The sequence below is a fragment of the Burkholderia sp. Bp9016 genome, from assembly GCF_003857765.1.
Taxonomy (GTDB): Bacteria; Pseudomonadota; Gammaproteobacteria; order Burkholderiales; family Burkholderiaceae; genus Burkholderia.
This window is the reverse complement of record NZ_QTPY01000011.1, coordinates 134,148-158,482: the sequence shown is the minus strand read 5'-3', so window position 1 is coordinate 158,482 and position 24,335 is coordinate 134,148. Positions and strand designations below refer to the sequence as shown.

Annotated in this window: 30 protein-coding genes and 1 tRNA gene; 10 read left to right on the top strand and 21 right to left on the bottom strand. The window is 57.3% G+C overall.

The features are described 5' to 3' along the window. Nucleotides 1–195: 195 nt before the first annotated feature. The 4 genes from DIE13_RS15775 to hemN all read right to left on the bottom strand — a co-directional run bounded on the left by DIE13_RS15775 (nucleotide 196) and on the right by hemN (nucleotide 3,013). Nucleotides 196–519, bottom strand: a complete 324-nt coding sequence (locus DIE13_RS15775) for a rhodanese-like domain-containing protein (RefSeq protein ID WP_096503479.1) — start codon at nucleotides 517–519, stop codon at nucleotides 196–198. An 11-nt stretch (nucleotides 520–530) separates the two neighbouring features. Continuing rightward, nucleotides 531–1,187, bottom strand: a complete 657-nt coding sequence (locus DIE13_RS15770) for a protein-L-isoaspartate O-methyltransferase (RefSeq protein ID WP_124828043.1) — start codon at nucleotides 1,185–1,187, stop codon at nucleotides 531–533. Nucleotides 1,188–1,291: 104 nt separating this feature from the next. After that, nucleotides 1,292–1,549, bottom strand: a complete 258-nt coding sequence (locus DIE13_RS15765; protein ID WP_124828042.1) for a hypothetical protein — start codon at nucleotides 1,547–1,549, stop codon at nucleotides 1,292–1,294. A gap of 72 nt (nucleotides 1,550–1,621) precedes the next feature. After that, nucleotides 1,622–3,013: an oxygen-independent coproporphyrinogen III oxidase gene (hemN, locus tag DIE13_RS15760; RefSeq protein ID WP_124828041.1), complete on the bottom strand. Its 1,392-nt coding sequence runs from the start codon at nucleotides 3,011–3,013 to the stop codon at nucleotides 1,622–1,624. Between the two features lie 172 nt (nucleotides 3,014–3,185). Between hemN and DIE13_RS15755 the strand changes: the two genes are divergently transcribed. From DIE13_RS15755 to DIE13_RS15745, 3 genes are all read left to right on the top strand, one after another. Next, a complete protein-coding gene (locus DIE13_RS15755) occupies nucleotides 3,186–3,503 on the top strand; it encodes a YkgJ family cysteine cluster protein (protein ID WP_124828088.1) in 318 nt (105 codons plus the stop codon). A gap of 159 nt (nucleotides 3,504–3,662) precedes the next feature. Then, nucleotides 3,663–4,244: a DUF1439 domain-containing protein gene (locus DIE13_RS15750; protein ID WP_124828040.1), complete on the top strand. Its 582-nt coding sequence runs from the start codon at nucleotides 3,663–3,665 to the stop codon at nucleotides 4,242–4,244. 78 nt (nucleotides 4,245–4,322) lie between these two features. Then, nucleotides 4,323–5,153, top strand: a complete 831-nt coding sequence (locus tag DIE13_RS15745) for an undecaprenyl-diphosphate phosphatase (RefSeq protein WP_124828039.1) — start codon at nucleotides 4,323–4,325, stop codon at nucleotides 5,151–5,153. Between the two features lie 112 nt (nucleotides 5,154–5,265). Here DIE13_RS15745 and trmB read toward each other — a convergent pair whose 3' ends face one another. Beyond that, the gene (gene trmB, locus DIE13_RS15740; protein WP_124828038.1) at nucleotides 5,266–6,033 is read right to left on the bottom strand and encodes a tRNA (guanosine(46)-N7)-methyltransferase TrmB; all 768 of its coding nucleotides are present in this window, start codon (nucleotides 6,031–6,033) and stop codon (nucleotides 5,266–5,268) included. Nucleotides 6,034–6,413: 380 nt separating this feature from the next. On the opposite strand from trmB, the gene DIE13_RS32920 reads away from it, so the two are divergent. Both DIE13_RS32920 and DIE13_RS15735 read left to right on the top strand, forming a co-directional pair. Beyond that, nucleotides 6,414–7,277, top strand: a complete 864-nt coding sequence (locus DIE13_RS32920; protein WP_185731204.1) for a hypothetical protein — start codon at nucleotides 6,414–6,416, stop codon at nucleotides 7,275–7,277. A 2-nt stretch (nucleotides 7,278–7,279) separates the two neighbouring features. Beyond that, entirely contained in the window at nucleotides 7,280–8,026 is a 747-nt protein-coding gene (locus tag DIE13_RS15735; RefSeq protein WP_185731203.1) for a caspase family protein, read from the top strand. Here DIE13_RS15735 and DIE13_RS15730 read toward each other — a convergent pair. After that, nucleotides 8,016–9,425, bottom strand: a complete 1,410-nt coding sequence (locus tag DIE13_RS15730) for a relaxase/mobilization nuclease domain-containing protein (RefSeq protein ID WP_124828036.1) — start codon at nucleotides 9,423–9,425, stop codon at nucleotides 8,016–8,018. The genes DIE13_RS15735 and DIE13_RS15730 overlap by 11 nt on opposite strands. Continuing rightward, nucleotides 9,422–9,760, bottom strand: coding sequence for a plasmid mobilization protein (locus DIE13_RS15725; protein WP_124828035.1), 339 nt, complete (start codon nucleotides 9,758–9,760; stop codon nucleotides 9,422–9,424). The genes DIE13_RS15730 and DIE13_RS15725 overlap by 4 nt, the downstream gene beginning before the upstream one ends. Before the next feature lie 389 nt (nucleotides 9,761–10,149). Here DIE13_RS15725 and DIE13_RS15720 point away from each other — a divergent pair, with 389 nt between their 5' ends. After that, nucleotides 10,150–10,440, top strand: a complete 291-nt coding sequence (locus DIE13_RS15720) for a hypothetical protein (protein WP_124828034.1) — start codon at nucleotides 10,150–10,152, stop codon at nucleotides 10,438–10,440. A gap of 327 nt (nucleotides 10,441–10,767) precedes the next feature. Further along, the gene (locus tag DIE13_RS15715; protein ID WP_124828033.1) at nucleotides 10,768–11,265 is read left to right on the top strand and encodes a hypothetical protein; all 498 of its coding nucleotides are present in this window, start codon (nucleotides 10,768–10,770) and stop codon (nucleotides 11,263–11,265) included. Here the strand turns inward: DIE13_RS15715 and DIE13_RS15710 are convergent. From DIE13_RS15710 to DIE13_RS15690, 5 genes are all read right to left on the bottom strand, one after another. Next, nucleotides 11,255–11,644 (bottom strand): hypothetical protein, encoded by a 390-nt coding sequence (locus tag DIE13_RS15710; protein WP_124828032.1) that lies wholly within the window; start codon nucleotides 11,642–11,644, stop codon nucleotides 11,255–11,257. The two genes, DIE13_RS15715 and DIE13_RS15710, sit on opposite strands and share 11 nt — an antisense overlap. 118 nt (nucleotides 11,645–11,762) lie before the next feature. Further along, nucleotides 11,763–12,050: a hypothetical protein gene (locus DIE13_RS15705; RefSeq protein ID WP_124828031.1), complete on the bottom strand. Its 288-nt coding sequence runs from the start codon at nucleotides 12,048–12,050 to the stop codon at nucleotides 11,763–11,765. Between the two features lie 864 nt (nucleotides 12,051–12,914). Further along, nucleotides 12,915–13,193 (bottom strand): hypothetical protein, encoded by a 279-nt coding sequence (locus tag DIE13_RS15700; protein ID WP_124828030.1) that lies wholly within the window; start codon nucleotides 13,191–13,193, stop codon nucleotides 12,915–12,917. A 29-nt stretch (nucleotides 13,194–13,222) separates the two neighbouring features. Beyond that, a complete protein-coding gene (locus DIE13_RS15695; RefSeq protein WP_124828029.1) occupies nucleotides 13,223–14,071 on the bottom strand; it encodes a hypothetical protein in 849 nt (282 codons plus the stop codon). A 43-nt stretch (nucleotides 14,072–14,114) separates the two neighbouring features. Next, entirely contained in the window at nucleotides 14,115–14,585 is a 471-nt protein-coding gene (locus DIE13_RS15690) for a hypothetical protein (RefSeq protein WP_124828028.1), read from the bottom strand. A gap of 163 nt (nucleotides 14,586–14,748) precedes the next feature. On the opposite strand from DIE13_RS15690, the gene DIE13_RS15685 reads away from it, so the two are divergent. Beyond that, nucleotides 14,749–15,099 (top strand): helix-turn-helix domain-containing protein, encoded by a 351-nt coding sequence (locus DIE13_RS15685; protein ID WP_124828027.1) that lies wholly within the window; start codon nucleotides 14,749–14,751, stop codon nucleotides 15,097–15,099. Nucleotides 15,100–15,107: 8 nt separating this feature from the next. On the opposite strand, the gene DIE13_RS15680 is transcribed toward DIE13_RS15685, so the two are convergent. The 3 genes from DIE13_RS15680 to DIE13_RS15670 form a co-directional block, all read right to left on the bottom strand. Next, on the bottom strand, nucleotides 15,108–15,611 hold the full coding sequence (locus DIE13_RS15680) for a hypothetical protein (RefSeq protein ID WP_124828026.1): 504 nt from the start codon (nucleotides 15,609–15,611) through the stop codon (nucleotides 15,108–15,110). 189 nt (nucleotides 15,612–15,800) lie between these two features. Continuing rightward, nucleotides 15,801–17,240 (bottom strand): site-specific integrase, encoded by a 1,440-nt coding sequence (locus tag DIE13_RS15675; RefSeq protein ID WP_124828025.1) that lies wholly within the window; start codon nucleotides 17,238–17,240, stop codon nucleotides 15,801–15,803. Nucleotides 17,241–17,363: 123 nt separating this feature from the next. Then, nucleotides 17,364–17,438, bottom strand: a tRNA-Gly gene (locus DIE13_RS15670). A 331-nt stretch (nucleotides 17,439–17,769) separates the two neighbouring features. Between DIE13_RS15670 and DIE13_RS15665 the strand changes: the two genes are divergently transcribed. After that, nucleotides 17,770–18,114 carry a cupin domain-containing protein gene (locus tag DIE13_RS15665; RefSeq protein ID WP_006752094.1) on the top strand — a complete coding sequence of 115 codons (345 nt, stop codon included), beginning with the start codon at nucleotides 17,770–17,772 and terminating at the stop codon, nucleotides 18,112–18,114. A gap of 196 nt (nucleotides 18,115–18,310) precedes the next feature. Here DIE13_RS15665 and DIE13_RS15660 read toward each other — a convergent pair whose 3' ends face one another. The 3 genes from DIE13_RS15660 to DIE13_RS15655 form a co-directional block, all read right to left on the bottom strand. Continuing rightward, nucleotides 18,311–19,408 carry a GlxA family transcriptional regulator gene (locus DIE13_RS15660; RefSeq protein ID WP_124828024.1) on the bottom strand — a complete coding sequence of 366 codons (1,098 nt, stop codon included), beginning with the start codon at nucleotides 19,406–19,408 and terminating at the stop codon, nucleotides 18,311–18,313. A 270-nt stretch (nucleotides 19,409–19,678) separates the two neighbouring features. Continuing rightward, nucleotides 19,679–19,816, bottom strand: coding sequence for a hypothetical protein (locus tag DIE13_RS32915; RefSeq protein ID WP_175752281.1), 138 nt, complete (start codon nucleotides 19,814–19,816; stop codon nucleotides 19,679–19,681). Between the two features lie 606 nt (nucleotides 19,817–20,422). Beyond that, on the bottom strand, nucleotides 20,423–20,707 hold the full coding sequence (locus DIE13_RS15655; RefSeq protein WP_124828023.1) for a hypothetical protein: 285 nt from the start codon (nucleotides 20,705–20,707) through the stop codon (nucleotides 20,423–20,425). A 494-nt stretch (nucleotides 20,708–21,201) separates the two neighbouring features. Here DIE13_RS15655 and DIE13_RS15650 point away from each other — a divergent pair, with 494 nt between their 5' ends. Then, nucleotides 21,202–22,362 (top strand): enolase C-terminal domain-like protein, encoded by a 1,161-nt coding sequence (locus DIE13_RS15650; RefSeq protein ID WP_124828022.1) that lies wholly within the window; start codon nucleotides 21,202–21,204, stop codon nucleotides 22,360–22,362. Nucleotides 22,363–22,470: 108 nt separating this feature from the next. On the opposite strand, the gene DIE13_RS15645 is transcribed toward DIE13_RS15650, so the two are convergent. The 3 genes from DIE13_RS15645 to DIE13_RS15635 all read right to left on the bottom strand — a co-directional run bounded on the left by DIE13_RS15645 (nucleotide 22,471) and on the right by DIE13_RS15635 (nucleotide 24,275). Beyond that, entirely contained in the window at nucleotides 22,471–22,704 is a 234-nt protein-coding gene (locus DIE13_RS15645) for a hypothetical protein (protein ID WP_233409952.1), read from the bottom strand. Between the two features lie 162 nt (nucleotides 22,705–22,866). Beyond that, complete coding sequence (locus DIE13_RS15640) at nucleotides 22,867–23,208, bottom strand: multidrug efflux SMR transporter (RefSeq protein ID WP_124828021.1); 342 nt, start codon at nucleotides 23,206–23,208, stop codon at nucleotides 22,867–22,869. A gap of 137 nt (nucleotides 23,209–23,345) precedes the next feature. Next, complete coding sequence (locus DIE13_RS15635) at nucleotides 23,346–24,275, bottom strand: LysR substrate-binding domain-containing protein (RefSeq protein WP_124828020.1); 930 nt, start codon at nucleotides 24,273–24,275, stop codon at nucleotides 23,346–23,348. Between the last annotated feature and the right edge of the window lie 60 nt (nucleotides 24,276–24,335).

Sequence of the window (24,335 nt, the reverse complement as noted above, 5' to 3'; positions counted from 1 at the left end):
CATGCGCGATGTGGCGCCTGTCGCGGGCAGCGAGACCGCGCGACATCTTCATCGCGTGCTACGGGGGCGGGGAGTGGGGCAGGGCGAAAACAGAAACGGGCGCGCCATGCGCGCCCGTTCGGCGGATCGGTGCGACCGGCAGCAACGTGCCGGTCGACGTGGCGGCGCGCGATGCGCCACCGGAAGGTCAGGTGCTCAGTAGCGCGGCACCGACGGATCGACGTCGCGCGACCACGCGTCGATCCCGCCTTGCAGGTTGTACAGCTTCGTGAAACCGCGCGATTCGAGGAACATCGCGACTTGCGCGCTGCGCATCCCGTGATGGCACACGCAGACGATTTCCGCTTCGTCGTCGAGCTCTTCGCTGCGCGCGGGGATCTGCTGCATCGGGATCGACATGCTGCCGGCGATCTGCGCGGTCGAGATTTCCCACGGCTCGCGCACGTCGAGCACGATCGGCGCGGGACGTGCCGAATCGCGAAGCCATTCCGCGAGCATCGCGGGCGTCAGGATCTGCATGGGGCCGCCGCTCAGAACTTGAAGCGCGACGGTTCGATCGCGTTCACGAGGTGGTCGACGTAGGTTTCGAACACGTCGGCGACACGGTACTGCTTGTCGTCGATGCGCGTGATGATCTGCGCCTTCATCACCGGGCGGCCGCCGACGAATGCCGACAGGCGGCCCCCGACCTTCAGCTGCTCAAGCAATTGCTGCGGCACGAGCGGCAGGCCGCCGGCGACACAGATCACGTCGTACGGTGCCTTGTCCGCCCAGCCGAGCGAACCGTCGCCGAGCAGGACTTCCGCGTTCGTCACACCGTCGTTGCGCAGGTTCTCTTCCGCGAACTTCGCGATGGCCGGATCGATCTCGATCGCCGTCACGTGTCGCGCGCGGTGCGCGAACAGCGCGCTCAGGTAGCCGGAGCCCGCGCCGATCACGAGCACGTTCTCGTGCTTCTTGACCGCCAGCTCCTGCAGCACGCGCGCTTCGACGCGCGGGAACAGCATCTTCGCGTGGCCGCCGGGCAGCGGCAGCTCGATGTCGGCGAACGCGAGATCGCGATGTTCGGGCAAAACGTATTTTTCACGCTTGACGATCGACAGCAGACCCAGGACGTCGAGATCCAGCACGTCCCACGGCCGGATCTGTTGTTCGATCATATTGAAACGCGCGTTTTCGATATTCATGGTGTGGTCACGCAGCCAGGTCGGCCGTCAGCGGGGATGGAGAAACTTCGTGATTGTACCAAACGGGGCGTCGGCAACGCCTGCCGGCCGCGTGCAACAGACCTTTACCCCTTGCTCTTTTTGATCTGCGCTTCGAATGCGAGATCCAGCTTGCTCGCCTTGCGCGGTTTTTTGGGGCCGAATTCGTCGACGAACTTGACGAATTCGTCGAGCGGCAGCGGCGCGCAGCGCTTCTCGGCGGTGCCGCCGGAGCGGTCGACGAGGTAGAACAGGCCGCCGGCCACCGCGACGGCTGCGAACTGCGGGTTGCCGGAGCGGGTTTTCAGGCGTTCGACTGCGTTGGTTGCTTTGGTGGTGCGCATGGGGCGGGTTCTTGCAGGGGCGTCGAGCCCCTAACTGTATCAAACCGGCCACCCGCCTGCGGCCGCGCGGTGTCAGACGGTGCGCGAATAGCGCTGCTGCGGTGTCTGGCCGAGATACGCGTCGAACGCCATCGCGATATTGCGCACGACCATCCGGCCGGCCGGATGGATCGTCAGGCGGTCGGCGGCGATCGTCAGCAGCGCGTCGCGCTCGAACGGGCGCAGCGCGTCGAGCTCGCGTGCGAAGTGATCGGCGAAGCGGATGCCGTGCGCGGCCTCGATATGCGAGAACGGCAGTTCGAGGTTGCACATGAGCTGCGTGATCACGTCGCGGCGCAGCCGATCCTCGGGCGTGAGCCGCACGCCGCGCGCGATCGGCAGCCGGCCTGCGTCGAGCGCGGCGCCATACGCCGGCAGGTCCTTCGCATTCTGCGCGTAGACGTCGCCGACCTTGCCGATCGACGACACGCCGAAGCCGACGAGATCGGTATCGGCCCGCGTGCTGTAGCCCTGGAAATTGCGCTGCAGCGTGCCGTTGCGCTGCGCGCGCACCAGCTCGTCGGACGGCCGCGCGAAGTGGTCCATCCCGATGTACACGTAGCCGGCCGACGTCAGCATGTCGATCGCGAGGCCGAGCAGCGCGATGCGCGTGGCGGGCGGCGGCAGCGTCGCGTCGTCGATCTGCCGCTGCATCTTGAACAGGTTCGGCATGTGCGCGTAGCCGAACACCGACAGCCGGTCCGGCGCGAGCTCGATGATCGTCTCGAGCGTGCGCGCGAACACGGCGACCGTCTGGTGCGGCAGCCCGTAGATCAGGTCGACGCTGACCGAATGGAAGCCCGTCGCGCGCGCGGCGCTCAGCAGGTCGGCCGTCATCGCGAGCGGCTGGATCCGGTTGATCGCCTGCTGCACGACCGGATCGAAGTCCTGCACGCCGAGGCTCAGCCGGTTGAAGCCGATCGTGCGCAGGTGGACGAGCGTCGCGGGCGTGACCGTGCGCGGGTCGATCTCGATGGAGAACTCGGCGTCGGCATCCGGCGCGAGCGTGAAGTGTTCGCGGGTGGCGGCCATCAGCTCGGCCGTTTCGGCGTCGGACAGGAAGGTCGGCGTGCCGCCGCCCCAGTGGAGCTGCGTGACCGGGCGGGCGGGGTCGAACAGCGCGGCCTGCAGCGCCATTTCCCGTTTCAGCTGGTCGAGGTACGGGCGCGCGCGGCGGCGGTTGTTCGTCGCGATCTTGTTGCAGCCGCAGTAGAAACAGGCCGTGTTGCAGAACGGGATGTGGACGTACAGCGACAGCTCGCTCGACGACGCACCGGGGTCGCTCGCGGCACGCACGTAGTCGGCCGGGTCGAAATCGTCACGAAACTGCAGCGCCGTGGGGTACGACGTATAGCGCGGCCCGTTCGCGCCGTATTTCGCAAGCAGATCGGGACGGAACATCGTGTCGGCAGAACCGGAACTCATGGTGGTCTCGCGCTTTCTGGATGCTTTCGAGTATATAAACGCGCGTTCGGGCTGCATTGTGTAATAACGTCGCAGTCGGCGGTGGCACAATGCGCGGTGGGCTGCCGCACCCCGCGTCCGGTTGCCGCACCGTTTTTTGTTGATCGTACGAGAGAGCCGAGTGTCCGTCGAAATGCCTGTTCGCCCGGCGCCCGCCGATGTCCCGCCGCCGCATGCGTGTCGCGAGGGCTGCGGCGCGTGCTGCATCGCCCCGTCGATTTCCAGCCCGATTCCGGGCATGCCGGACGGCAAGCCGGCCGGCGTGCGTTGCGTGCAGCTCGGCGACGACCTGCGCTGCCGGATCTTCGGCCGGCCCGAGCGGCCCGCCTGCTGTTCCGGGCTGCAGCCGTCCGCCGAGATGTGCGGCGCGGCGCGCGACGACGCGCTTGCTTGGCTCACGCGCCTCGAAGTCGCGACGCAGCCGTCCGGGGGCGCCCGCCCGGCGCGGTGACGCGCCGCCGCCGCGCCGGGCGTTCGCCGCATTCGAAGCCGTCAGCACACGCATGGAACCGCCAGCCCGCGCCGCAGCACTAACTTTGGTCCATTGCCCCGCCATGGGCTGGAGCCGATAGCCAGCCTGCCGCTCCGCCCGACACAGGAGATTTCCAGCATGACCGCACCTTGCGCGCCCGGCCGGCGCCGTTTCCTCTCCGTCTGCGCCGGCGCCATCGGCGTGTCGGTATCGCTCGCCGCCTGCGCGTCGACGTTCCCGTTCATCCCCGATCACTACACGTTCTCGCGCGGCGACGTGCAGAAAGCCGTCGCGCGCAAGTTTCCGTACCAGAAGACGGTCGCGCAGGTCGTCGACGTGTCGCTCGCGAATCCGGCCGTCAACCTGCTGCCCGACCAGAACCGCGTCGCCGTGCAGCTCGACGCACATTTCGCGAGCCCGTTCCTGCGCGAGCCCGTGAGCGGCAAGTTCACCGTGTCGGGCCAGCTCGCGTACGACGCGCCGAGCCGCTCGGTCGTGCTGAAGGCGCCGGCCGTCGACAGCCTCGTGCTCGACGGCGACGCGCAGATGTATGCGCAACAGGTCGGTGCGGCCGCCGGCCTGCTCGCGACGCAGGTCCTGACCAATTATCCGATCTACACGTTCAAGCCCGAACAACTGCAATTTGCCGGTGTGAACTACGAACCCGGTACAATTACGATTCTTACAAACGGCATACGCGTGGCTATCGTCGAAAAGTGACGATGCACCGCGCGCGGCCGGGTGGGCCGCGGCGGTAGTGTGGCCCTTTCTTTCGAACATTTCGGAGTTGGGCCACGGATGGACTGGATCCTGATCTGCAAGGCATTAATCCTCGGCGTTGTCGAGGGGCTGACGGAATTCCTCCCTGTGTCGAGTACCGGTCACCTGATCGTTGCCGGCAGCTTTCTGAACTTCAACGACGCGCACGCGAAAACCTTCGACGTCGTCATTCAGTTCGGCGCGATCCTCGCCGTCTGCTGGGAATACCGGCAACGGATCGTATCGATCGTGTCCGGCCTGCCGGGACGGCCCGACGCGCGGCGTTTTACGCTGAACGTCGTGATCGCGACGATTCCCGCGATCGCGCTCGGCCTGCTGCTGGAGAAGAAGATCAAGGCCGTGTTGTTCTCGCCGGTGCCGGTTGCGTTCGCGCTCGTCGTCGGCGGCGCGATCATCCTGTGGGCCGAGGCGCGGCAGCGCGAGCGCAGCGAGCCGCCGCGCGTGCAGTCGGTCGATGCGCTCACGCCGCTCGATGCGCTGAAGGTCGGCATCGCGCAATGCTTCGCGCTGGTGCCCGGCATGTCGCGCTCGGGCTCGACGATCATCGGCGGGATGTTGTTCGGCCTCGACCGGCGCGTTGCGACCGAATTCTCGTTCTTCCTCGCGATTCCGATCATCTTCGGCGCGACGCTCTATGAAACCGTCAAGGACTGGCAGGCGTTCACGGTCGACTCGCTCGGCCTGTTCGCGCTCGGGCTCGTCGCGGCGTTCGTCAGTGCGTTCGTCTGCGTGCGCTGGCTGCTGCGCTACGTCGCGACGCACGATTTCACGGTGTTCGCGTGGTACCGGATCGCGTTCGGCCTGTTCGTGCTGCTCGTCGGCTATAGCGGGTGGCTGAACTGGGCGTGACGCCGGTGTGACGCGGGCGCTTCCATGCAAAACGGCCCGATCGGCAGATGCCGGTCGGGCCGTTTTTTCATGGCGCGACGCGACGCGTGCGATGCGCCGCTGTGGCGGGGATTCAGCCGGCGCGCTTGCGGAACACCAGATCCCACACGCCGTGGCCGAGCCGCAGCCCGCGCCGTTCGAACTTCGTCACGGGGCGATAGTCTGGGCGCGGCGCGTAGTCAGCGGCCGTGTTTTCGAGCGACGGATCGGCGCCGAGCACTTCGAGCATCTGTTCCGCATAGTTCTGCCAGTCGGTTGCGCAGTGCAGGTACGCGCCGGGCTTCAGGCGCGACGCGAGATGCGCGACGAGCGGCGGCTGGATCAGCCTGCGCTTGTGGTGGCGTGCCTTGTGCCACGGATCGGGGAAGAAGATGTGCACGCCGTCGAGGCTTTCCGGCGCGAGCATGTGCTCGAGCACTTCCACGGCGTCGTGCTGGATGATGCGGATGTTCGGCAGGTCCTGCTCGCCGATCAGTTTCAGCAGCGCGCCGACACCAGGCTCGTGCACCTCTACGCCGAGGAAGTCGTCGCCCGGCCGGTGTGCGGCGATTTCGGCGGTCGATGCGCCCATCCCGAAGCCGATCTCCAGGATGCGCGGCGCGCTGCGGCCGAATACGGCGTCCCAGTCCGGGATTTCCGGTGCATACGGCACCACGAAGCGCGGGCCCAGATCGTCGAGCGCGCGGCGCTGGCCGGTCGACACGCGGCCGGCGCGCGTCACGAAGCTGCGGATGCGGCGGCGGTGCAGCGGATTGACTTCGTCGGCGCCATCGGCGGCTTCGTCGGGAAGGGCGGCATCGTGCGGCGGCTGGCCGGCTTCGTTCGGATCGTCGTGCATCATCGGTGACAGAGAAAGGCTCGGTTCGGGCGAGGGCCCCGTTGCGCGGCAGTGTGGCGGATGAACCGACACATGTTACAAAAAAGCCGCCTTCGACGAGGCGGCTCATGCGCAGGCTGCAGTGCAGCAGAAAGTGGAGCGGGCGATGGGAGACTAAACCATCAACCACAACTTCTATTCAAAATCAGCTACTTACGCACGAATCTGCCTAAAGTTTGAGCAAAAAGGTGTGGGTAAAATACTTGCGCTACAGGTGTGGGTAAGGTAGCACAACCCAAAGTGGTACGTCTAGCGGCAACTAGGGACCGAGTCCTGTGGCAAACTTGTGCTTCATGCGAGAAATAAGAAGGGTAGTACGGGGTTACTCCAAAAAAGGACGCATTGTGGACGAGCAAGCGCAAGATAAGAGTTCAATGAGAGGGGACTATGAGGACCAATGGGCGCACGTCGAGCGATCTCACCTCATACTTTCAACGAAAGAGTTCATCGTCGTCATCGATAAAGCTGGTCGCCTCGACTATGAAACGACTCCGGCCTATGACGCTGCGTCACGTGCTGACGAGAAGGAGCACGGCTCCATCATGGCTCAGGCATCCAGACTAGAGGAAAGTCCGAGTGATTGTTTGTCGCCGGAGATGCGGGTCAGCTTTAAACGATTAATCGGAGAGGCGATTGCTTTTAGTCTCGATGACGACTACGAAAATGCGAGAAAAATGCTGGAAGATGCGGCACTTTATTTTCTCGATCGCAGCGAAGAGACGTCACGACGTTGGTATTTGAGCGCAAGCGCATGTATGACCGTCCCTTTCATTGTTCTAGGCTTGGCAATATGGATAGCTAGAACCTGGGTAATGGCCTTGCTGGGGCTAACAGCAATGTGGTTAGTGTTAGGTGCGGTTGCTGGATCAATGGGCGCTTTGCTTTCTGTCATATGGCGAAGCGGAAAACTTCGTTTCGCCTGTTCTGCTGGAATGAAGCTTCATATACTCGAAGGTGCGTCGAGAATCTGGGCTGGTGCTCTATCTGGGTTGCTTGTTGCGCTCGCTGTCCGCTTCGGCATTGTCTTGGCTCCGCTATCGCATGGCGCATCGTTGCACGGAGTTATGTTGTTGGCAGCTTTTGCGGCTGGAGCAGGCGAGCGACTTGCGACATCTATAATATCCGAAGTCGATTCGACTGCTGTCACCGCACTTTCCGAAAAGGCGAGCACTCGCCGCGCCGAATCGTCGAAAACCACGAGGAAATAACTGTGAATAGGAAAGCGTTGATTATTGCCAGCCCTGGGAAAAAAGGCACGGATGGTTATCTGCCCGGAGTTGAGCGTGACATGAAACGGTACAAGGAGTTTCTAAAATCTCCTCTGGGCGGTGCATGGCGAGACGACGAAATAGCTGTTCTAGAAAATCCATCGAAAGCAATAGTGGATGTAAACATCATCTTGCAAAGTATGGCCGACTATTCATTTACGGTGTTTTGTGGTCATGGGCGGCACATTGGTAATCCTGGCTCGACTTATGTGCAAATCAATGACGTAACTGAGATCGATTCCAATCTTCTTCGGAAGGGCGCGGAAAAACATACTCTCATCCTCGATTGCTGTCGTGTAGTGTACCCTACCATCGTCATGGACTCGGTGATGGCGAAGAGAGCGGCAGAGGGGCCGACGCTCAATCCCCAAGAATGCAGGCGCTTCTTCGATCAACGCATATCCGAGTGTGCGAGCGGCATAGTTGTCATGCACGCTTGTAGTCTCAATGAGACTGCGGGTGAAACAAGTAATGAAGGCGGCTATTTTTCCTCAGCAATCGTCAAGTGCTCCAGGAGTTGGCATCAAAATAGTGATACAGATACAGAAAAGCAATACAGTATCTTGTCTGCCTCCCGCGCCTTCGATTTAGCTGATACTGATGTCAAAGCGCGTAGTGGCGGTAGACAAAATCCGACAATAGAGAAGCCGCGTGTCGAAAAGCAATTTCCATTTGCTGTTATCGCATGAACGCCCTGTCGGATGGATTGTCGGGACGATCTGGGAGACTATCGGCGATTGCTTTCGATCGTGCTTCCTGTAGCTCAAGATCGGCGATCTGGCGTCTCGCTTCGTTGATCTGACCTCGAAGTTCGGCTTGTTTGGCTGGATCAAGCTCGTTGGCGAGCTTGGCCAAAAGCTCAGTCAATCGACTACCCAAAGCGACCTTCATGGATGAGTTGTCGCTCGATCCTGACGGCGCTGCGCTTGTGGATAGTTGATTGGCTGAGTTCTTGTTGCTGTTTGCTGATAGCTCGGATGAGTTGGCCGCGACGTTAGCGGCTAGACTCGTGATTTCCTGCGCTACCTGTTGAGTCCGTTTTCCAGGTAGTTGACCACCCGATTGTTGAGAATCTTGGTTTTGAGCGATTGTGATTCCTGGTCGACTTTTATATTCAGCATTTGGCTTTGAATCTCCTGCCACTCTTGCTGCAATGCGCTGACTTGTTGTTGTAAATCGATTGTGGCTTTTTGATTCACTTGAACGTTTTCGAGTGTTGCTCTGAGTATTTCGATAATTTCGTCGTTTTTCATTGGTCTCCTTATTATATCGTTTATTGAAAAATTCCTGCCTTTGGCTTTTGTACCACTCCAACTTATCTCGTTGGCGTTGGCCGAATTCCGCATCCAGTTCCGTCTTGAAGATGGCGTTTTCTGAATACAGCTTTCCATAAAGTCGATGGCATTTATCATTATACTTGACGGTTAAATAATTCCTATCGATTTTTACAACTTGATACGATTTATCGTTGAGCCAGTGAATTAGCTCGTTCCGATTTTCTATCTTGCCGAGCCGGATTTCGTTCTTAATGGTGCCGTGAAGACTCTTTTTGAACTTCACGGAATCGGTGCCGGACTTGTACTCGGCAATATTAAGATGCAAGCTCGTATCGCTGTCTTTTGGGATGATTTGCGCAAACCCGAAATGACCGTTCATCATCGCTGCGAATAGCCGATAGTATTCCTGATTCTGTGTGCCTGGTGGCGAGATGTTAAGCGCAAGTCTCGTTTTGAGGTCGATTTTCGGCACGACGAAATGAAGTTCTGTTCTTCCCTTGTCGTGGTGAGCGACCCATAGCGAATTAATGCGCTCGTTGCCGAGTGGCATCATGTACTCGTGAAATTTGTCTATTATATATAGCCAGTCTTTTTGGCTGAGCTTTTCCTCCTTTCTCAGTGAAATCACGCCCGAGGTGTATTTCTGTCCGTTCGGGATGCTGTCGATGATGTCGCGAGTAAGGTTAGGATCTCCCAATACGATTTGAGGTTTAGCGCTTCGATTCTTTCCAGTGTGATCTCTGTCGCTCAAAAGGTAGTTGATCGGCCCTCGACCTGGGCCAGTTCCAGAATCAAAAACTTTTACAATCATGAACGGTGTGCCTTCTTTTCCGCTTTGATCGAAGCATCGAAAGATAGTTGGATGGCGGCGAGGTCGCTTTTGATTTTCGACACATCGGTAAGAAGCAAGACATGAATCGGATTTCGTTCGTTGATATGTTTGGTGATCTGGTTGAGGTTGACGCCGATCTTATTAATTTCATAAGTTAGCTGTGAGCGTGTTGGAAGGTATAAGCTGTCGTCGCTACGAATCAAACATCGTAGAAATTCGCTCATATTGTCAAAGCCCCAACGTTTCATTTTTTCTTCGAGAATTGACTTCTCATATGCTGATAGCTTGAATTCGATTCTGTTGTCTTTTGGCATTGTCCGTACCCCTGTTATTTTTGTTCTCTTTATATCCTAGCGGATTTTTTTGAGCAGGCAAGGGCCGGCCCCAAATTTTCAACGAAAATTTCCCCAATACATTATCCGGACAGACAGTCCGGATAATGAGTACACTTGCTTAGATTTCCGCCTTTGATTTTGACGGAATTGCTGTAACAGGGCATCATAGATTCTGGCTGTCAAGGATTATGCTGTTGTCGCTTGACGATTGAACTTCCATGTCTATGCTGCGGTGCTTGAAGTTACCGAGGTGGCGTCTGGATGTAACGAGCCAGCATAGAAAGCGACACGTCAAGCTTAATTTGGATCGTACTTGACAGATCGCCGTGCGGTTGTATTCTGTCTGAACAAACAATACGAGGTTAGTGATGAACAACGGAGTTTCGAGAAGCGCGCAGCCGAGAAAAATGAGCCCGATGAAGAAAGCGGTGCTTTTGATCATCAGTATAGGAGCACTGCTTTATGGCGCTGATGCTGTCGATCCAAAATGGGGTGCTACATGTAGCGGATTCGACTATCAGGGACTTCATGCAAATCCAGTCGATCTAGCAAATCACGCCGAAGTTCTAGAAAGGCATGTGAAGAAGCCCGTGGTGAATCGATGCGAATTTACGCCGGATAACGCGGCTCGTAAAATATACGAGAAGTTTTCTAGCTAGTGGTTTAGTGCTGATTCATTGGCGAGTTCCTTTATGTAGCAAGGTACTCGCCAAAACAGTAAGAGCACTGTGCTGTAGCAAGCTAATGATGCGATGTGAAAAAGGTTTGGTTCGGTAAATCCATCGCAAAGGATTGTTGCGGTTAATTTTATCCACCTTTCGGCGACGAAAAATCCGAAAGTAAGCGTTAAAAATCTAAGAATTAGGAAATCTGTTTTCATAAGGTCCTCGGCTGATAGCCTAAGAGATACAAGATATTTTCGTCTTGTCAAGCGGATTTTTATGAGCCGATATTGGCATAGATTTGAAATGAGAGAAAAATTCGACATGGAATTTGTGAGTGCGGAGCACGCCGGTGACGCTTTTTCTTTGAGTAAAAATGAAACCGATGACCTGGTGAAAGTGATTGACGCGCTCGTTCAACTTAAACAGGAATTGGTCGGCGATAGCCAATTCGGGTTTAAAATGAACTCGGAAAGTGATTTTAAATTTTGTGCTGCGGAAGAATCGGATCTCGAATATGGAAAAATGCCGCTAGAAATTTATAAGGTTGGAAATGACGGCAAGTACTTGGGTTTGGAATTTTCGATCAATGTGGATTCGCTCTCATTGAATCGATTGAGCGAAGATGTGAATTTTCCGCATAACGTTTGTCGGTATGTGGCGGACGAGATTCACGATTTTTTTCTGTGTGATAACGCCGATTCTGAAGAGCAAGAGGAATTTGCTCGGCTTGTCTATGATTCGCTTTGCGCGTTGGCGGAGAAGCGAATCATAGATTCGAAATTTGGCGGTGTGAGTGTAAGCAAGAAAATTACGCCGTAAATTTTTTGGTGTTTGTCACCGGCTTCAATTGGGAAGCAATGGTTTGTAGGCGGTGATTTATGTCGGCGATCAATTGTGGATCTGAGTAGCCGGTGTCTCGTTCGCAACGATTTAAAATGCTTGTGATGCTGCCGTTTTGGTTGCAGAGATTCAGGAAGTAGTCGTTAGGTCCAATCGCATCGGGACTGCCGATGAACATATTTCCTGCGACGATTGCCTGATTTTGGTTCTTCACTTCTAAAGTGCGTGCGCCAGCAAGTTCGGTAAAGAAATTGGCTAGGCACATGTAGATCTCTCGCTTATTATTGATGTTGCGAGGTGCGCTAAATATTTCTTCAAAGTTGAAGAATGTAAACCATCTTTCGTAAAAATTAATCATGTGTTCTCCGAGGTTTTCGATAAACTAACGGAAAACGCGGAAAAGTCAATGGGCGAAAATCGTTGCGCATAAAAGAAAAGCACCCGTCGGGTGCTTTTCTTTCGGCTGCTAAATTTCATCAGAACGTCGGCAAGTCGGTAATTTTAAAATCTTTGTCGTTCTTCGCAATGCGAAGCTCAAGCTCAATGGGGTAGCCGGTATCAATGCTGGTGGGCTTTTCTTCGGCAGAAAGCACTTCGTTGCCTTTTGCAAGCAGTTCGGCAACATGGTTAAGTGATTTTTTGCCTTGGGAACGCCACACCCATTTCTTGTCTTCGTTTTGAACCCATGCCCACAATTCGAACTCCGACGCGCGTTGATCCTTTTTGTTGTTGTGGTTCGCCGCCGTAACGCAGTATTTAGCCATGAAATTTCCTTGAATGTTGCGTCGGGACCATCCCGTCGCACCTAAATATATGGAGGGCAAGACGGAAATTTCAAGTGCTCAAAATCGCTGGATTATCTCTTTGTCAGGCAATGCGAGATCAAAAATCGCCATTTTTTCCTTCACTTCGTTGCGGGGGACTTGTTGTTTTGTTTTCGACTTTGGGGTTTCGTGTTGTCACACGAATTCCCTCAAAGTCTTACCCTACCCGCAGGCTTGCGAGTATTTGACTTTGAAGGATTTCATGTGACGTCACATCCATCCCTTCAACTATCAATTCAACTGTAGTCGATTCGCAGTTCGTGAAGTTGATTTCACACTTGGCGGGTCTGCTGATTGTCTTCCGTGTGGTTTTCCAAGTACACCATTCTAGCCACTTTACCATCTGAGATGGTTTGTAATCGCTCTTATTGCTTTGGGTTGGTTTCGTCAGTGCTGATTACTCGTGTTGCTCGTCTCATTTAATTTTATGGCTGTATCATTTGAGTAATTGGCAAAGGGTGATAACTGAGTTTTGATTTAACGCTTCACTACACCGTTGCAACCTGCTATAAGCTATTACTGGATGTTTTGAATCGGGAGTAGGTTTTTGGTATATCAGACAACAAGTCCTGAGAACAATAACTGCTATACGCTACTGACGCATAAAAACATCAATTTAGAAGTTATGAAATGAATTCGGCTTTGTCAATAGCTGGATGAAAATATTTGAGATTTGCTATTGACATTTGGTGCAAATCGAATATTATTATCTGGCAAGTCCTGAGAAGACTGAACTGTTATAGTTCTGATGCAAAACAAAAAGGCGACCCAGTTGGATCGCCTTTTTGCATGCTCGAATCTGCTTTACTGCTTCTTAAAGCTTAGTCCCATTGGCGCTTGAATGCTGCCGTCATCTGATAGTGTGAAGATTTGTGTCCCTTCGGGTGAGATCAACTTCAAATTCTTTCCGTCGATTTTATACGAAACCTCGACTTTTCCCATTCCAGTGTCATAGATTAGTTTGTCGCTTGACTCAAAAATGAGTTTGGCGTCACTCGTCGGATTAACATAAGTTCCACTGAGTTTTTGCCCGCACGCAGCGAGCAAAAGAGTGATGGTGAGGAGGGCAAGAGTTTTCTTCATGATATTTCGGATAGTTGGGTGTAAAGATTTTAATACCACATGCCGATATAATTGCCATCCGCAGAACCTCGTTCGACAATTACGTATTTCAATGTGCTGCTTGCCGTGGCAAATCGATATACAGTCCAAATCGTTTGCCCTTGTTGCGAATCTCCATAAGGCGTTCCGTTCATGGCGCTCTGGAAGGAAGCAGCAGGAACTTGGACTGCGCTCAAAGAGCCTGAATTAGTGGACCCAGTGTAGAGTTCAAAGTTGGCGTTGCCACTTGAATCAAACGTCAACGTTTGAGGATTCGTCTGATTGGCAGGGTCACAATATTGATTAAATGTGAAGCTCCGGCCGGCCAACTCGCTTACATTGGTCACTTGGGTTGCACCGCTAGTAATCAGAATGTCGCTCGCTGCGAAACCGTTATCACTGATGCTACCTGCTGGCGCTGCGCCACAAATTTCGTAAGCGCCATCAAGATTTGGTTCAACCGACGTGCCAAGAGGTGTTCCTGTTGCTCCATATGGGTCGAAAATCTTGGTGGTCGCCGAACCAACAACACTAATCGGGCTAGTATTGGCGACCGCAGAGTTGTTCACTTGCAAAACGGCCGATTTGGTGGCTGTGCCATAAGTAATTTGCCCAGTCCAGCCGCTTTGAGTAATCGTTTGAGTATTGGTTTTTGTTGGAAGGTTATCGATGAAAGATGCACCGCTCCAAGGCGGACCCGAAATACCCGCGCTAGCGTTGTAGTCGATATAACTTACGCTGTAGGGTTGCAATGAACTTGCGCTACCAGAACCGCTATTTCCATTTCCACCGCCACAAGCGGCAAGAGTCAGTGCTACGAAAATGGCGGAAAAGTTCGTTTTAATATAATTTTCATTCACGGTTTTGGCTCCCCGAAGGTCGATGTCGTGTTGGTTTAAGGGGTTACGATGGAGTCGCTTCTCGTTGAATTTCTTCGCAGATTGCGTTGGCGAGTGACATTGAGATGTGAGGTGTAATCATGATTTCGCGACCGTGACTTTCGGCGTACACGTAACCAGATTGGCCGACATTGGTTGTAACGCGCGTAATTCCAAATCGGCTAATGTCCCGAAACGGCAATTGCTTATTTCTCCACTTAATTCCTTGTTGGGGGACAACAATCACGGAGCGGCGAATTCCACGAGCAATGAACACGACGACCCAAACGAATAACCCAAGCATGACGACTCCAACAAGTGGAGCGCTATAAAGCACTGCGGCGGTAATGAGAAGATAAACAGCTGCGGGCAAGGTGAGTAGTGCAATGTGTCCCGTGAAACCTGGCGCGTGATGTCCCTTGTTCCGGTAGGTGATGAGCAAACTTCCATCGGCCTGCCGTGTTGTTTGGTACTGCGCCGAGAACGTGTTTTCCATGAATTTCCTTTTTTGAGGACGAACGCTCTCATTCGTCGTAGAAGCGCCGGATCGATGAGAGGGGGGTGATGTAAGCGTAATGCGCCTACTATAAGCGTATAACGCTCTGTTCGCAACAGCCCTGCCCTGTAAGCATCAGCAGCTTTCGGGGCAAGGCAGGAACATGGATAAGGAAGCGCAAAGTACGCTCGCTCGATCAGTGGGTCGGGCGATTGCTCATCGGCGGATTGGTGCTGGACTGACCCAAGAACAAGTAGCTGAACGTCTCGGGCTGGCGCTTAGTTCCGTTGCCCGTATGGAGCAAGGTGTCTCGATTCCCACAGTGGTTCGGTTGGTTGAGTTGGCTCAACTATTCGATTGTGGAGTTGACGCATTGATTGTAGAGGCATCAACGAGAACGGACGATCAGGCAAAAGCTATCGCAGCGGTGTTAAATGAACTTGCTGAATCGGATCGAACGGTGCTATTGGGGGTGCTCACGTCACTTGCCGAGCACCTGAGGCAAAAGAAATGATTAGGCCCTCAAGCCTCCGTCGCTATCAAATGCTTTAGACGATCAGATAAGCTTCTTTGTCCGAACGGTGTAAAGCCATCGAGGGCTATTCCTTCTCTTAAGGTTATTTTGTATTGTTTTTTGATCTCATGAAATAATATCTCAGTCGCTTTTTCAAATCTCGAATATTGTTTTTTTCCAAAAAGCCGAGGTTGGCTTGCTGAGCAGTTCTCCCAGCCATTCGGCCATGTCGCATCGACTTTGCTTACAAAGACTTCACACAATCCAAGCAATCTGGGAAAGGCGACGTCCAAGTTATCAATTTCGTCGTGGGCTAAGATATTTCTGGCATCCCTGAGAATGTTTAATATCACGCCAATCTCGGGATGGTCCCGATTTATCGTATTAAACTTGCCTTCAATTTTATCAACTAACTTTTTTCTAATCCCGTTGCTTGCGGCCACAACTGCCCCCATCAACAGCGCCTCATCATGTTTGATGGACAGATCCCCTTTGTAAATCGATTCAGACAACCTATTTCCCCTTAAAATTGGAAATTTCTATTCTCAAAATTTTGACTTTTCGACGAAGTAAGTGAGATTTTATGTTCTGTCTCGGGATTTTTCGTTGCTTGGTAGCGCTCCACGTAATTCTTTACCTCTACCTGCATAAAGCGAGTGAGGTTTACTCGCTTTATGCAGGTGGGAGTGTAGGCGATCGTATCACGCTTTTCGTCGATTGATTTGTACTGTTGGTTTTGACTTCGGTGCTTGATGCTTCAGCACATTCTGAAGGCTTGGCTTGTAGTCATAGCCCGATAGGTCGATGATGTTGCCGAAGTCGAGCTTTTCGACGGCACGCTGCAACGCAAGCATTGGCAGATCGTGCAAGTATTCGAAGTGCGCGTTCTTCGCATCGTCGCTACTAATGTGGCCAGTCAATAAATAGATGGTGCTGTTATTGACACCTTGAGCCGCAAGCCGAGTAATGACGGTATGCCGGAGAGAATGAAAGCAGTTGCTATTTTCTTTGAGTTTCAGTCGCTTCAGATGAAGCGAAAATCTCCTTGAAAGATTCTTTTTGGTCCCGTTGTGACCATCAACCAAGTACCAAAAGAGCTTTTCGTGGCCTGCCTTCCCGACTTCCTCGATGTAATCGAGCAAGCCGAGCCTAATCAAGGTCGAATGAATCGGGACCATTCGCACGCCGGAGCGAGTTTTGGCATCTTGAATGTTAAAAAACGGCACGCCATCATTTTCCTTGATGTTCCTAATCGACAGCGAAGTCGCTTCCTCTATGCGCAGTCCAGAAAAAAGGCAAATCAATGGGCCCCAAAAGTAGTCGGGCTTGTTGTAGACGAGCCATTCGTAGTTTTCCCACTTGTAGATTTCTTTGAGTTCGCTGTGATGAAATTGCTCGCGGGGCGTTACGACCTTTTTTGCTCCCTTGACCATCAGACCATCGACAGGGTTCTCTCCAAAATAATAATCGTGGCCGATGGCGTACTCAAATAGAGATTTGAGGTGGGAGAGGTATTGATTGACTGTGTGTCCCGTTTTTTCGCCTGCGAGCAAATGTGATTTGAACGATTTTATTTCGTCCTTTCCGTATTCGGAGAAGGAAAGATCGTTGTGTCGCTTGGCGAAAAGCTTGAAACTTTGCTGTTGTTTGTAAAGCGTTGATGGTTTCAGCGCCAGTTGAGCGTCCTTGAAGTATTCTTCAACGACAACAGAATATTTCGGTGATGAGCGCTTCGGTTGGACTTGTGCCACTGCTTGGGCAACATATGGTGTGGGCAAGACGCCGACCTGCTCGATGTGATCAGGTGCGCCAGCAATCCTCATCAGTTCGAGCACCTTGAGTCCTTCTTTCAGTTCTTCTGGCGTGTCTGCCTCGAAGATTCCGTTTTTCAAGTCGATCTTCAGAAGCTCACGAGCGTCGTCAGGATTGAACTGTTGGGCGATCGGTTTCTTGCGGCTCATTTCTAGGTGGTAGTTGAGCAAGAGGGCACTGGTCTTCGCCTCATGATAATCCTTTGTTCTGAGGGAAAGATACATGCTGACCTTGCCGAGCCGTTGGGCGAGGGCAACCGGAAGTTTGTAGCGGAAGAAGTAGGCGCCGGACTTCTTGTCACGGTGCAACCTGGGCGTTTTGATCGGCACGGCGGAAGACTCCGTAGCCCAAATTCAAGCTCAGGTGTGAGTAGCAGTTGTGGGTAGAAGGTGTGAGTACGGCGACTTTGAAAAAACCCGTGGAGCCTTACGTGGCAAGGGTTTGAGCCGTACTGGAGCGGGCGATGGGAATCGAACCCACGTCATCAGCTTGGGAAGCTGAGGTAATGGCCATTATACGACGCCCGCAGAACGCGTAATTCTACAGGGTTTGGCGACCGTGTTGCAAGCGAGGCATTTTGGCCATGTGCAAACGCACTGCGCGTTCCCCGATGGCGGCCCCATTCCAACCCGGCGATTCCGCGAACGGAGCGGGGCTGTCACGGGGGGGCGGCACCAGAGATAGCGTCAGGGGCGCTCACGTGAATCCGTTCAACGTCGAGCGCAACCCGTCCGCGTCACGCCCGCCAGCCCGCCGGTGTCGAAATTAGACGAGTCGGTGTCGGAAGCATGCAAGCCCCGATGTTGCTTTCGAACTAACGTGACAGACCTCTTACCCGATCGTTTGTCTGGAGCCGACATGTCCGATTTCATCACCGTCCTGCGCGAAACCTGCCCGACCCCGGTCCTTGACGCGACCAAGTGGAAGCGCATCGGCGGCGATCCGCACACCGTGAACCTCAACGCGTACCTCTCGAAGGATGGCAGCAAGATCATGGGCACCTGGATCTGCACGCCGGGCAAGTTCGAGGTGAACTACGAGAAATGGGAATACTGCCACTTCCTCGACGGCTACTGCATCATCACGCCGGAAGGCGAGGAGGCGGTGCATTTGAAGGCCGGCGACGTGTTCGTGATCGAACCCGGCATGAAAGGAACGTGGGAAGTCGTGGAGACGGTGCGCAAGTACTTCGTGTTCGCCTGAGCGGCCTTACAGGTCCAGCTGGCGCATATCGCCGCGGTCCGGATATCCTCGCGGTCCGCGGCGTTTCTCGTCCCGGCCCTTGCATGCGGCAAGGGCGGCACGGGCCGCGCACGCATCAAACGATGCGACGATTTCACCGCTTTCCCGTACCCGTGAACCGGGAGTTCAGCCCCGATGGCAAGCCGGCCACACCGGCTCAATAAAACTCGTGGCGATTCGGGAACAGCTCGCCCAGTGAGGTGGCCGGCTGCGCCGGGTCCGATAGTTCACTCAATGCCCTGGGTGTCTGACGCTCGCGATACGCGCTCGGCGACATCCCGTACGCCCGCCGAAACTCGCGCCCCAGATGTGACGCATCGGCAAAGCCGCAGCCCGCCGCGATCTCGGAAATGTTCTTGTCCAGATGCATCAGCATCCACGCAGCCGTACGAATCCGGATCGCCCGATAGCAGGCGGCCGGCCCGCTGCCCGTCGCTTCCCTGAACAGGCGTTCGAGTTGCCGCGCCGAAAGATCCAGCCTGCGCGCCAGCTCGTCGATCGTAATCGAGTGGCTGATGTGTTGCTCCATGAGCAGGATCGCGCGTTTCACCTTCGGATGCGCGTTGGGCGCGACACCGGGCGGATGCGGTTGCGGCGCGCTGACCGTCTTGCGTCCGTCGACCAGCAGGATGCGAAGCGCCTTGTAGACGATCGACGGCTCGATGTGCCGGACCAGGATCGCGGCGGCGACATCGATCGACGCCCGCCCGCCGGAGCAGGTCACGCGTCGGCCGTCCAGCACATAGAGGCGGTCGGACACGACGAGGTTCGCATCGACGGACGGGAACCGCTCGATGAAGTCCCAGTAGTGAAACCAGCTGATGCAGATGCGATGCCCGGCCATCACACCCGCGCGCGCGAGCGCGAACGCGCCGGTGCAGATGCCGACCAGCATCGAGCCCGCCGACGCAGCCGCACGAATGAATTCCAGCGTGGCCGCGTCGAGTTCCGAGCGGGCATGCAGCAGCCCGCCGACGACGACCACGTAGTCGAATGCCTGATTCGAGCTCAACGATTCCCACGCGGGAATCTGAATGCCGCAACTTGCGCGAACGGGGGAGTCCATGTCTCCCAGGATCGTCCATGACAATCGGACCGGCCGGCTGTTGTCGCCTTCATCGGCCGCGAGCCGCAGCACGTCGATCATGCCGGAGAACGCCGTCAGCGTGAAATTCGGCAACAGGATGAAGCCGAACCGGATACGCGTCGGTTTGTCGGATTCCGGCGGGCTTGCAACGGGCGTTGGATGAGTCATGACGATGCACTGATCGGGTAACTGCTGACGCAGAAGCGGAACAAGGCGCCAGCGCGATTCCAGCTGAATCGCAGAGGCCGGCCAACACGGGGCGCGGACTTCGACCCGGGGTTCCGCGTACCCCGGGAACGACGCGGCCCGGACGTCATCGTCCGGGCCGCGCCGAAAAAATCATCGTTGCGCCATGGGTGTCGGCGAAGCGCGCGACGCACACTCGACCGACGCGCAGGCAGCGGTTTCCCGCGTCTGCATTCACCCTCGGGCCAGTCTTCAGGCCGACGATACGTCGCGACGGCCGAGGTTCGATTGCGCGTCTCGGCTATGCTGGTTCAGCCGCGCGGCAATCGTCACGATCTCGGTGCCGACGAACGAGAACATCGTCATCGGCATGCCCGCGATCGACCGCATCGTGACGTTGCTTAAGGCCTGTTGCCAGACTCGTGTGACCACCGTTCATGTCATCCTCCAATCCATATTTCTATTGTCCGGCCTGCGTTCCTATGAACTGCGCTTTTCCAGGATGGCGACGCGGCGCGTCGGAACGCTGTTGCCAGCCTGGCGACATGTATCTTGTCGGCACAAAACCGCGCGATCTAGAAAATATCCGACCGCCATCAATAACAAATGCGACGCACTTTTGATCGACGACGACATCTTGCGTGACCGCGGGCCCTGGCGGGCAAACGACGGGGTAAAGGCAAATCGACGCGCACCCGGATATCGGCGCTCTGCGGCCTTTGCCGAATCCGCGAGTCGGTGGCGTGGATGCATGCGCGGCCGGCGCGTCGACTCGCTGCGGCGGCGGTTGGCGGCCGATGCAGGTCGAGCATGCGCTGGAAGGGAAGAGAGCGACCGGACTTCGCTCCGGAACGTCAGTCGTTCCGCAACGATGCGCGAGGCGTGCGGTTCACGACGCGTACGACGCTCACGAGAGCGGGGCAGCCGGAAGGCCGCGTCGGCCGGCGTCGTGGAATACGCGCTCGCGTGCCGCCTGGATAGCGTTGACTCGCAGCGTCAGTGCGTGTCGGCGAAGAGCGGTTGCTTGCCGTGATTGCCGTCGATGATTTCTTCCGCATAGCGGATGGAAGCCCGGCGCGCTTCACCTGCCGAATCGAACGGTGCGTTGTCGAGCAGCCGGAACGTCTCGCTGCGGGCCAATGTGTCGGCGGTGTCGCGCAGGCAAATCTTTACGGCTGCGTCGAAGCCGCCGTCGTAGTTGTGCGCGTTGCCGTTGGTGGCCGTAACGTGCGGGTAGATCAGCGGATAGATTTCGAAGCCGCGATAGAGATGCATGCTCATGACGAACTCCTCGGTTCGGCCGTGACGAATCGTGCGGACGAACGCATCCGACCGGTATCGCCGCTGCGCGGCGCGACAGGTGGGGGGTGAAGGGGCAACAGTGCGTGCGGATGAAGGCGCGACGCTGCAAGGGGGCAAACGGCGGGGCGAGCGGTGGGTGCAATGACACATGCTCGGACGAATTCATCATACGCGCTTCGTATCGGATGTCCATCGGGATGTCGATCGCATCCGCGGCCGTGTCGGCGCCGCGCATCGAACGGCTTCGATGAACTCTCCCGCGCGCCGCGCACGATGAAAATCGGATCCGGACGCCATTGACGTGCGATGCGATTCGGACGACGTCGAACGAGCGCCACCACGCCACGAAATCGCGCCGGCCGCACGTCTGCGAGAGATCGCGCAAGCGCCTATGATGCAGCGATCCGCTCGCCGCGCCGGCCGCATTGCGTGGACGGCATGCGACAGCCGAACGTTTTCCCGGAACCCCGACCATGCGCATCACCGACATCCGCGAGCAAGCGATCCCGGTTTCCCGCTATGCCGATCCGGCGATTCCGTCGGGCGGCCTGACGACGAGCGTCGTCGCGGTCGTCACCGATGTCGTGCGCGATGGTCGCCCGGTGACAGGGTACGGCTATGCATCGGTCGGCCGCTACGCGCAGGGCGGGCTGATCCGCGAACGATTCGCGCCGCGCCTGCTGAACGCCGCGGACGCGCTTGCCGACGAGGCCGGCACGAACCTCGATCCGTTTCGCGCATGGCGCGCGATGATGACGGGCGAAAAGCCCGGCGGACACGGCGAGCGATGCGTGGCGGTCGGCACGCTCGACATGGCGATCTGGGATGCCGCCGCGAAGATCGCGGGCCTGCCGCTGCATTGCTTTCTCGCAGATCGGCTCGCGCGCACGTCGACGCCGCGTGTGCGCGTCTACGCAGGCGGCGGCTATCGCTATCCGCACGACGATCTCGCGCGCCTGACTGACGAGATGCGCCGCATCGCCGATCTCGGCTACACGCACGCGAAGATCAAGATCGGCGGCGCGGATCCCGATCGCGACCGGCGACGTATCGAAGCCGCTGCCGGCTGTCTTGCCGACAGCGCGCATCTCGCGGTCGATGCGATGAACACGTACGACGCGGCAAGCGGCCGCGCGGCCGCCGCGATGCTGGCGCCGTTCGGTCTCTGGTGGTTCGAGGACATCTGCGATCCGCTGGACTTGCCGCTTCATGCAGGCCTGACCGCGCAATACGCGCCGCCCGTCGCGGCCGGCGAAGCGTTGTTCTCGCTTGCGGAAGCGAAGCTGCTCGAGCGCTACGGCGGCTTGCGCAAGGAGCGCGATTTCCTCGTGTTCGATCCGGTTCATTGCTACGGGCTGCCGGGTTACCTGCAGATCGTCGACCACTTCGTGTCGAACGGCTGGCAGCGCGATGCGTTCTGGCCGCACGGCGGCCACCTGTTCTCGTTGCAGGTGGTGGCCGCGCTCGGGCTCGGCGGTGCGGAAGTCAATCCGTTCTCGTTTCATCCGTTCAGCGGACTCGCTCACGGCGAAACGGTCGACGCCGGGTATGCGCATGCGCCGCAGGTGCCGGGTATCGGCTTCGAGCTGCATGCGCACGCGTATCGCGCGTTTCGCGCGGTGGCGGGCGGCTGAGCGGCATGGCCGGTTTCAACGCGCGTCGATCGCGAAGCGCACGGCAAAGCCGAGCATCATCACCGCGACGAACAGGTCGAGCACGCGCCACGCCAGCACGCGGGCGAATCACGCGCGGCAGGTGCGCGCGCCGTACGCGAGCATCAGGAACCACGCGAGCGATGCCGTCCTCGCGCCGAGCTCGATCAGCAGCGCGCCACTGCCCGCGCAGACGAGCGAAATGGAGAGCAGATGGGAGCGCGAAATCGAGCGCTCGATGACGAAGGCGTCCTTGGGGCCGACCGACGTGAACAGGCCGGCGCCAAGCAGCAGACCTTCCAGGAAGGCAGAGGTGTCGAGCACGAGCGGGCCGACAACCTCTTGAGCTGAACCGGTGATGGTTACGATGCGACCAACATCAAGGGGCGGCGGGGGGCGTTGTCAATGTTCGGCGCACCATGCCGCACGGCGCGCGCACGGTTCGCTCGCCCACCGCCCACCGCCCACCGTCTACCGCGCATGCCATCAGCCGGCGGCGGCGTCGCCGAGATTGAGCGCGACGAGGGCGCAGACGGTCAACGCGATGCCGACGAGCTTCAGCGACGATACCGACTCATCGAAGCAGACGATGCCGATGACGGCGGTGGCCGCCGTGCTGGCGGCGGCCCAGCTCGCATAGGCGAGCCCCATTTCGAGGCGCTTCGTCGCGAGCGCCATTAGCCAGACGGCACTTGCATAGCAGACTATCGTGATGGCGGACGGTAGCGGGCGGGACAGGCCGGCGGAGAATTTCAGGCCGACGGAGCCGAGTACTTCGGCGACAACGCTGATACCCAGCAGAAGCCAGGCGGACTGGAACGGGGACACGAACGGACTCCTTCCCCCGACGCTTATACCGAGCGGCGAGGAGAAGAGCAGGTGTCAGCGGTACCCAGGATGAAAGGAGCTTAGTGCGTGCGGCAGCGTTGCGCAAGGCACGGGCGATGCGCGATGTGCGTCGCGGGTCACACGTGCCCGGCGTTTCCTGCCGCCCATTCCGGCCGGCGCCCGAGCGTGTCGAACAGCGCGACGATCTCCGCCTTCACCTTCTGCACCGCATTGCTGACGAGCGCCGTGTCGTGCCAGCACAGCGACAGGTCGCGCACGAACAGCCGGTGCGCGACCGTCGACAGCTTGAGCTTGCGTTCCTCGATCTCGACATGCGCGGCCGTCCACGGCAGGATCGTCACACCGAGCTGCGCCATCACGGCTGCGAACAGGAGCCCGGTCGAACTCGCCTCGAAACCGATCTGGTACGACAGCCCGGCTTCGCGCATCGCCCAGTCGACGCGGTTGCGGATCGTGTTCGGTGCGCTCGGCAGCACGAGCGGCAGCCGAGCGATCGCGTCGAGCGGAACGGGATCGTCCGGCACCGGAAAACCGGGCCACGTGATCAGGTACAGCGTTTCGGTCAGCAGCCGGTGAATCGCGATGCCGCGCGTGTCGACCGCATCGACGACGATCGCGAGGTCGAGCCGCGCGCGTTCGAGCAGCGTGTCGAGATCGGCGCTCGGTGCCTCGATCAATTCCAGCATGATCCCCGGATAGCGCTCGCGCACGGCGCGCGCGAGCGGGATCGCCAGCACGCGCGCGGTGCTCGACGGCATCCCGACCGTCACGCGGCCCTGCGGCGTATCGGCGTCGCGGCGCAGCAGCTCGCGCGTGCCGTCGGCCTGGCGCAGCAGTTCGAGCGCATGCCGGTACAGCGTGCGGCCCGCGGCAGTCGGCGCGACGCCGCGCACGCTGCGCTCGAGCAGCTGCATCCCGAGATCCTGCTCGAGATTGCGCATCTGCTGGCTGACCGCCGGTTGTGCGACGTGCAGCGCCTCGCTCGCATGCGTGACGTTGCCGCATTCGACGACCTTCACGAAATAGCGCAATTGCCTCAGGTCCATTGTCGCCGCCTCCCGATTCGAGCCATAAGCCAATCCGATCGAGCAAGATGAATATCATAT

Excerpts from the sequence above, each read along its gene's own strand:
- DIE13_RS15765 (WP_124828042.1), bottom strand. The coding sequence starts at position 1,549 with ATGCGCACCACCAAAGCAACCAACGCAGTCGAACGCCTGAAAACCCGC.
- DIE13_RS15700 (WP_124828030.1), bottom strand. The coding sequence starts at position 13,193 with ATGAAGAAAACTCTTGCCCTCCTCACCATCACTCTTTTGCTCGCTGCG.
- DIE13_RS15755 (WP_124828088.1), top strand. The coding sequence starts at position 3,186 with ATGCCTGTTCGCCCGGCGCCCGCCGATGTCCCGCCGCCGCATGCGTGT.
- DIE13_RS15635 (WP_124828020.1), bottom strand. The coding sequence starts at position 24,275 with ATGGACCTGAGGCAATTGCGCTATTTCGTGAAGGTCGTCGAATGCGGC.
- DIE13_RS15715 (WP_124828033.1), top strand. The coding sequence starts at position 10,768 with ATGGAATTTGTGAGTGCGGAGCACGCCGGTGACGCTTTTTCTTTGAGT.
- DIE13_RS15725 (WP_124828035.1), bottom strand. The coding sequence starts at position 9,760 with ATGCCAAAAGACAACAGAATCGAATTCAAGCTATCAGCATATGAGAAG.
- trmB (WP_124828038.1), bottom strand. The coding sequence starts at position 6,033 with ATGATGCACGACGATCCGAACGAAGCCGGCCAGCCGCCGCACGATGCC.
- DIE13_RS32915 (WP_175752281.1), bottom strand. The coding sequence starts at position 19,816 with ATGCGGTCGATCGCGGGCATGCCGATGACGATGTTCTCGTTCGTCGGC.
- DIE13_RS15770 (WP_124828043.1), bottom strand. The coding sequence starts at position 1,187 with ATGAATATCGAAAACGCGCGTTTCAATATGATCGAACAACAGATCCGG.
- DIE13_RS15650 (WP_124828022.1), top strand. The coding sequence starts at position 21,202 with ATGCGCATCACCGACATCCGCGAGCAAGCGATCCCGGTTTCCCGCTAT.
- DIE13_RS15660 (WP_124828024.1), bottom strand. The coding sequence starts at position 19,408 with ATGACTCATCCAACGCCCGTTGCAAGCCCGCCGGAATCCGACAAACCG.
- DIE13_RS15690 (WP_124828028.1), bottom strand. The coding sequence starts at position 14,585 with ATGGAAAACACGTTCTCGGCGCAGTACCAAACAACACGGCAGGCCGAT.
- DIE13_RS15745 (WP_124828039.1), top strand. The coding sequence starts at position 4,323 with ATGGACTGGATCCTGATCTGCAAGGCATTAATCCTCGGCGTTGTCGAG.
- DIE13_RS15750 (WP_124828040.1), top strand. The coding sequence starts at position 3,663 with ATGACCGCACCTTGCGCGCCCGGCCGGCGCCGTTTCCTCTCCGTCTGC.
- DIE13_RS15775 (WP_096503479.1), bottom strand. The coding sequence starts at position 519 with ATGCAGATCCTGACGCCCGCGATGCTCGCGGAATGGCTTCGCGATTCG.
- hemN (WP_124828041.1), bottom strand. The coding sequence starts at position 3,013 with ATGAGTTCCGGTTCTGCCGACACGATGTTCCGTCCCGATCTGCTTGCG.
- DIE13_RS15685 (WP_124828027.1), top strand. The coding sequence starts at position 14,749 with ATGGATAAGGAAGCGCAAAGTACGCTCGCTCGATCAGTGGGTCGGGCG.
- DIE13_RS15705 (WP_124828031.1), bottom strand. The coding sequence starts at position 12,050 with ATGGCTAAATACTGCGTTACGGCGGCGAACCACAACAACAAAAAGGAT.
- DIE13_RS15710 (WP_124828032.1), bottom strand. The coding sequence starts at position 11,644 with ATGATTAATTTTTACGAAAGATGGTTTACATTCTTCAACTTTGAAGAA.
- DIE13_RS15730 (WP_124828036.1), bottom strand. The coding sequence starts at position 9,425 with ATGATTGTAAAAGTTTTTGATTCTGGAACTGGCCCAGGTCGAGGGCCG.
- DIE13_RS15655 (WP_124828023.1), bottom strand. The coding sequence starts at position 20,707 with ATGAGCATGCATCTCTATCGCGGCTTCGAAATCTATCCGCTGATCTAC.
- DIE13_RS15665 (WP_006752094.1), top strand. The coding sequence starts at position 17,770 with ATGTCCGATTTCATCACCGTCCTGCGCGAAACCTGCCCGACCCCGGTC.
- DIE13_RS15720 (WP_124828034.1), top strand. The coding sequence starts at position 10,150 with ATGAACAACGGAGTTTCGAGAAGCGCGCAGCCGAGAAAAATGAGCCCG.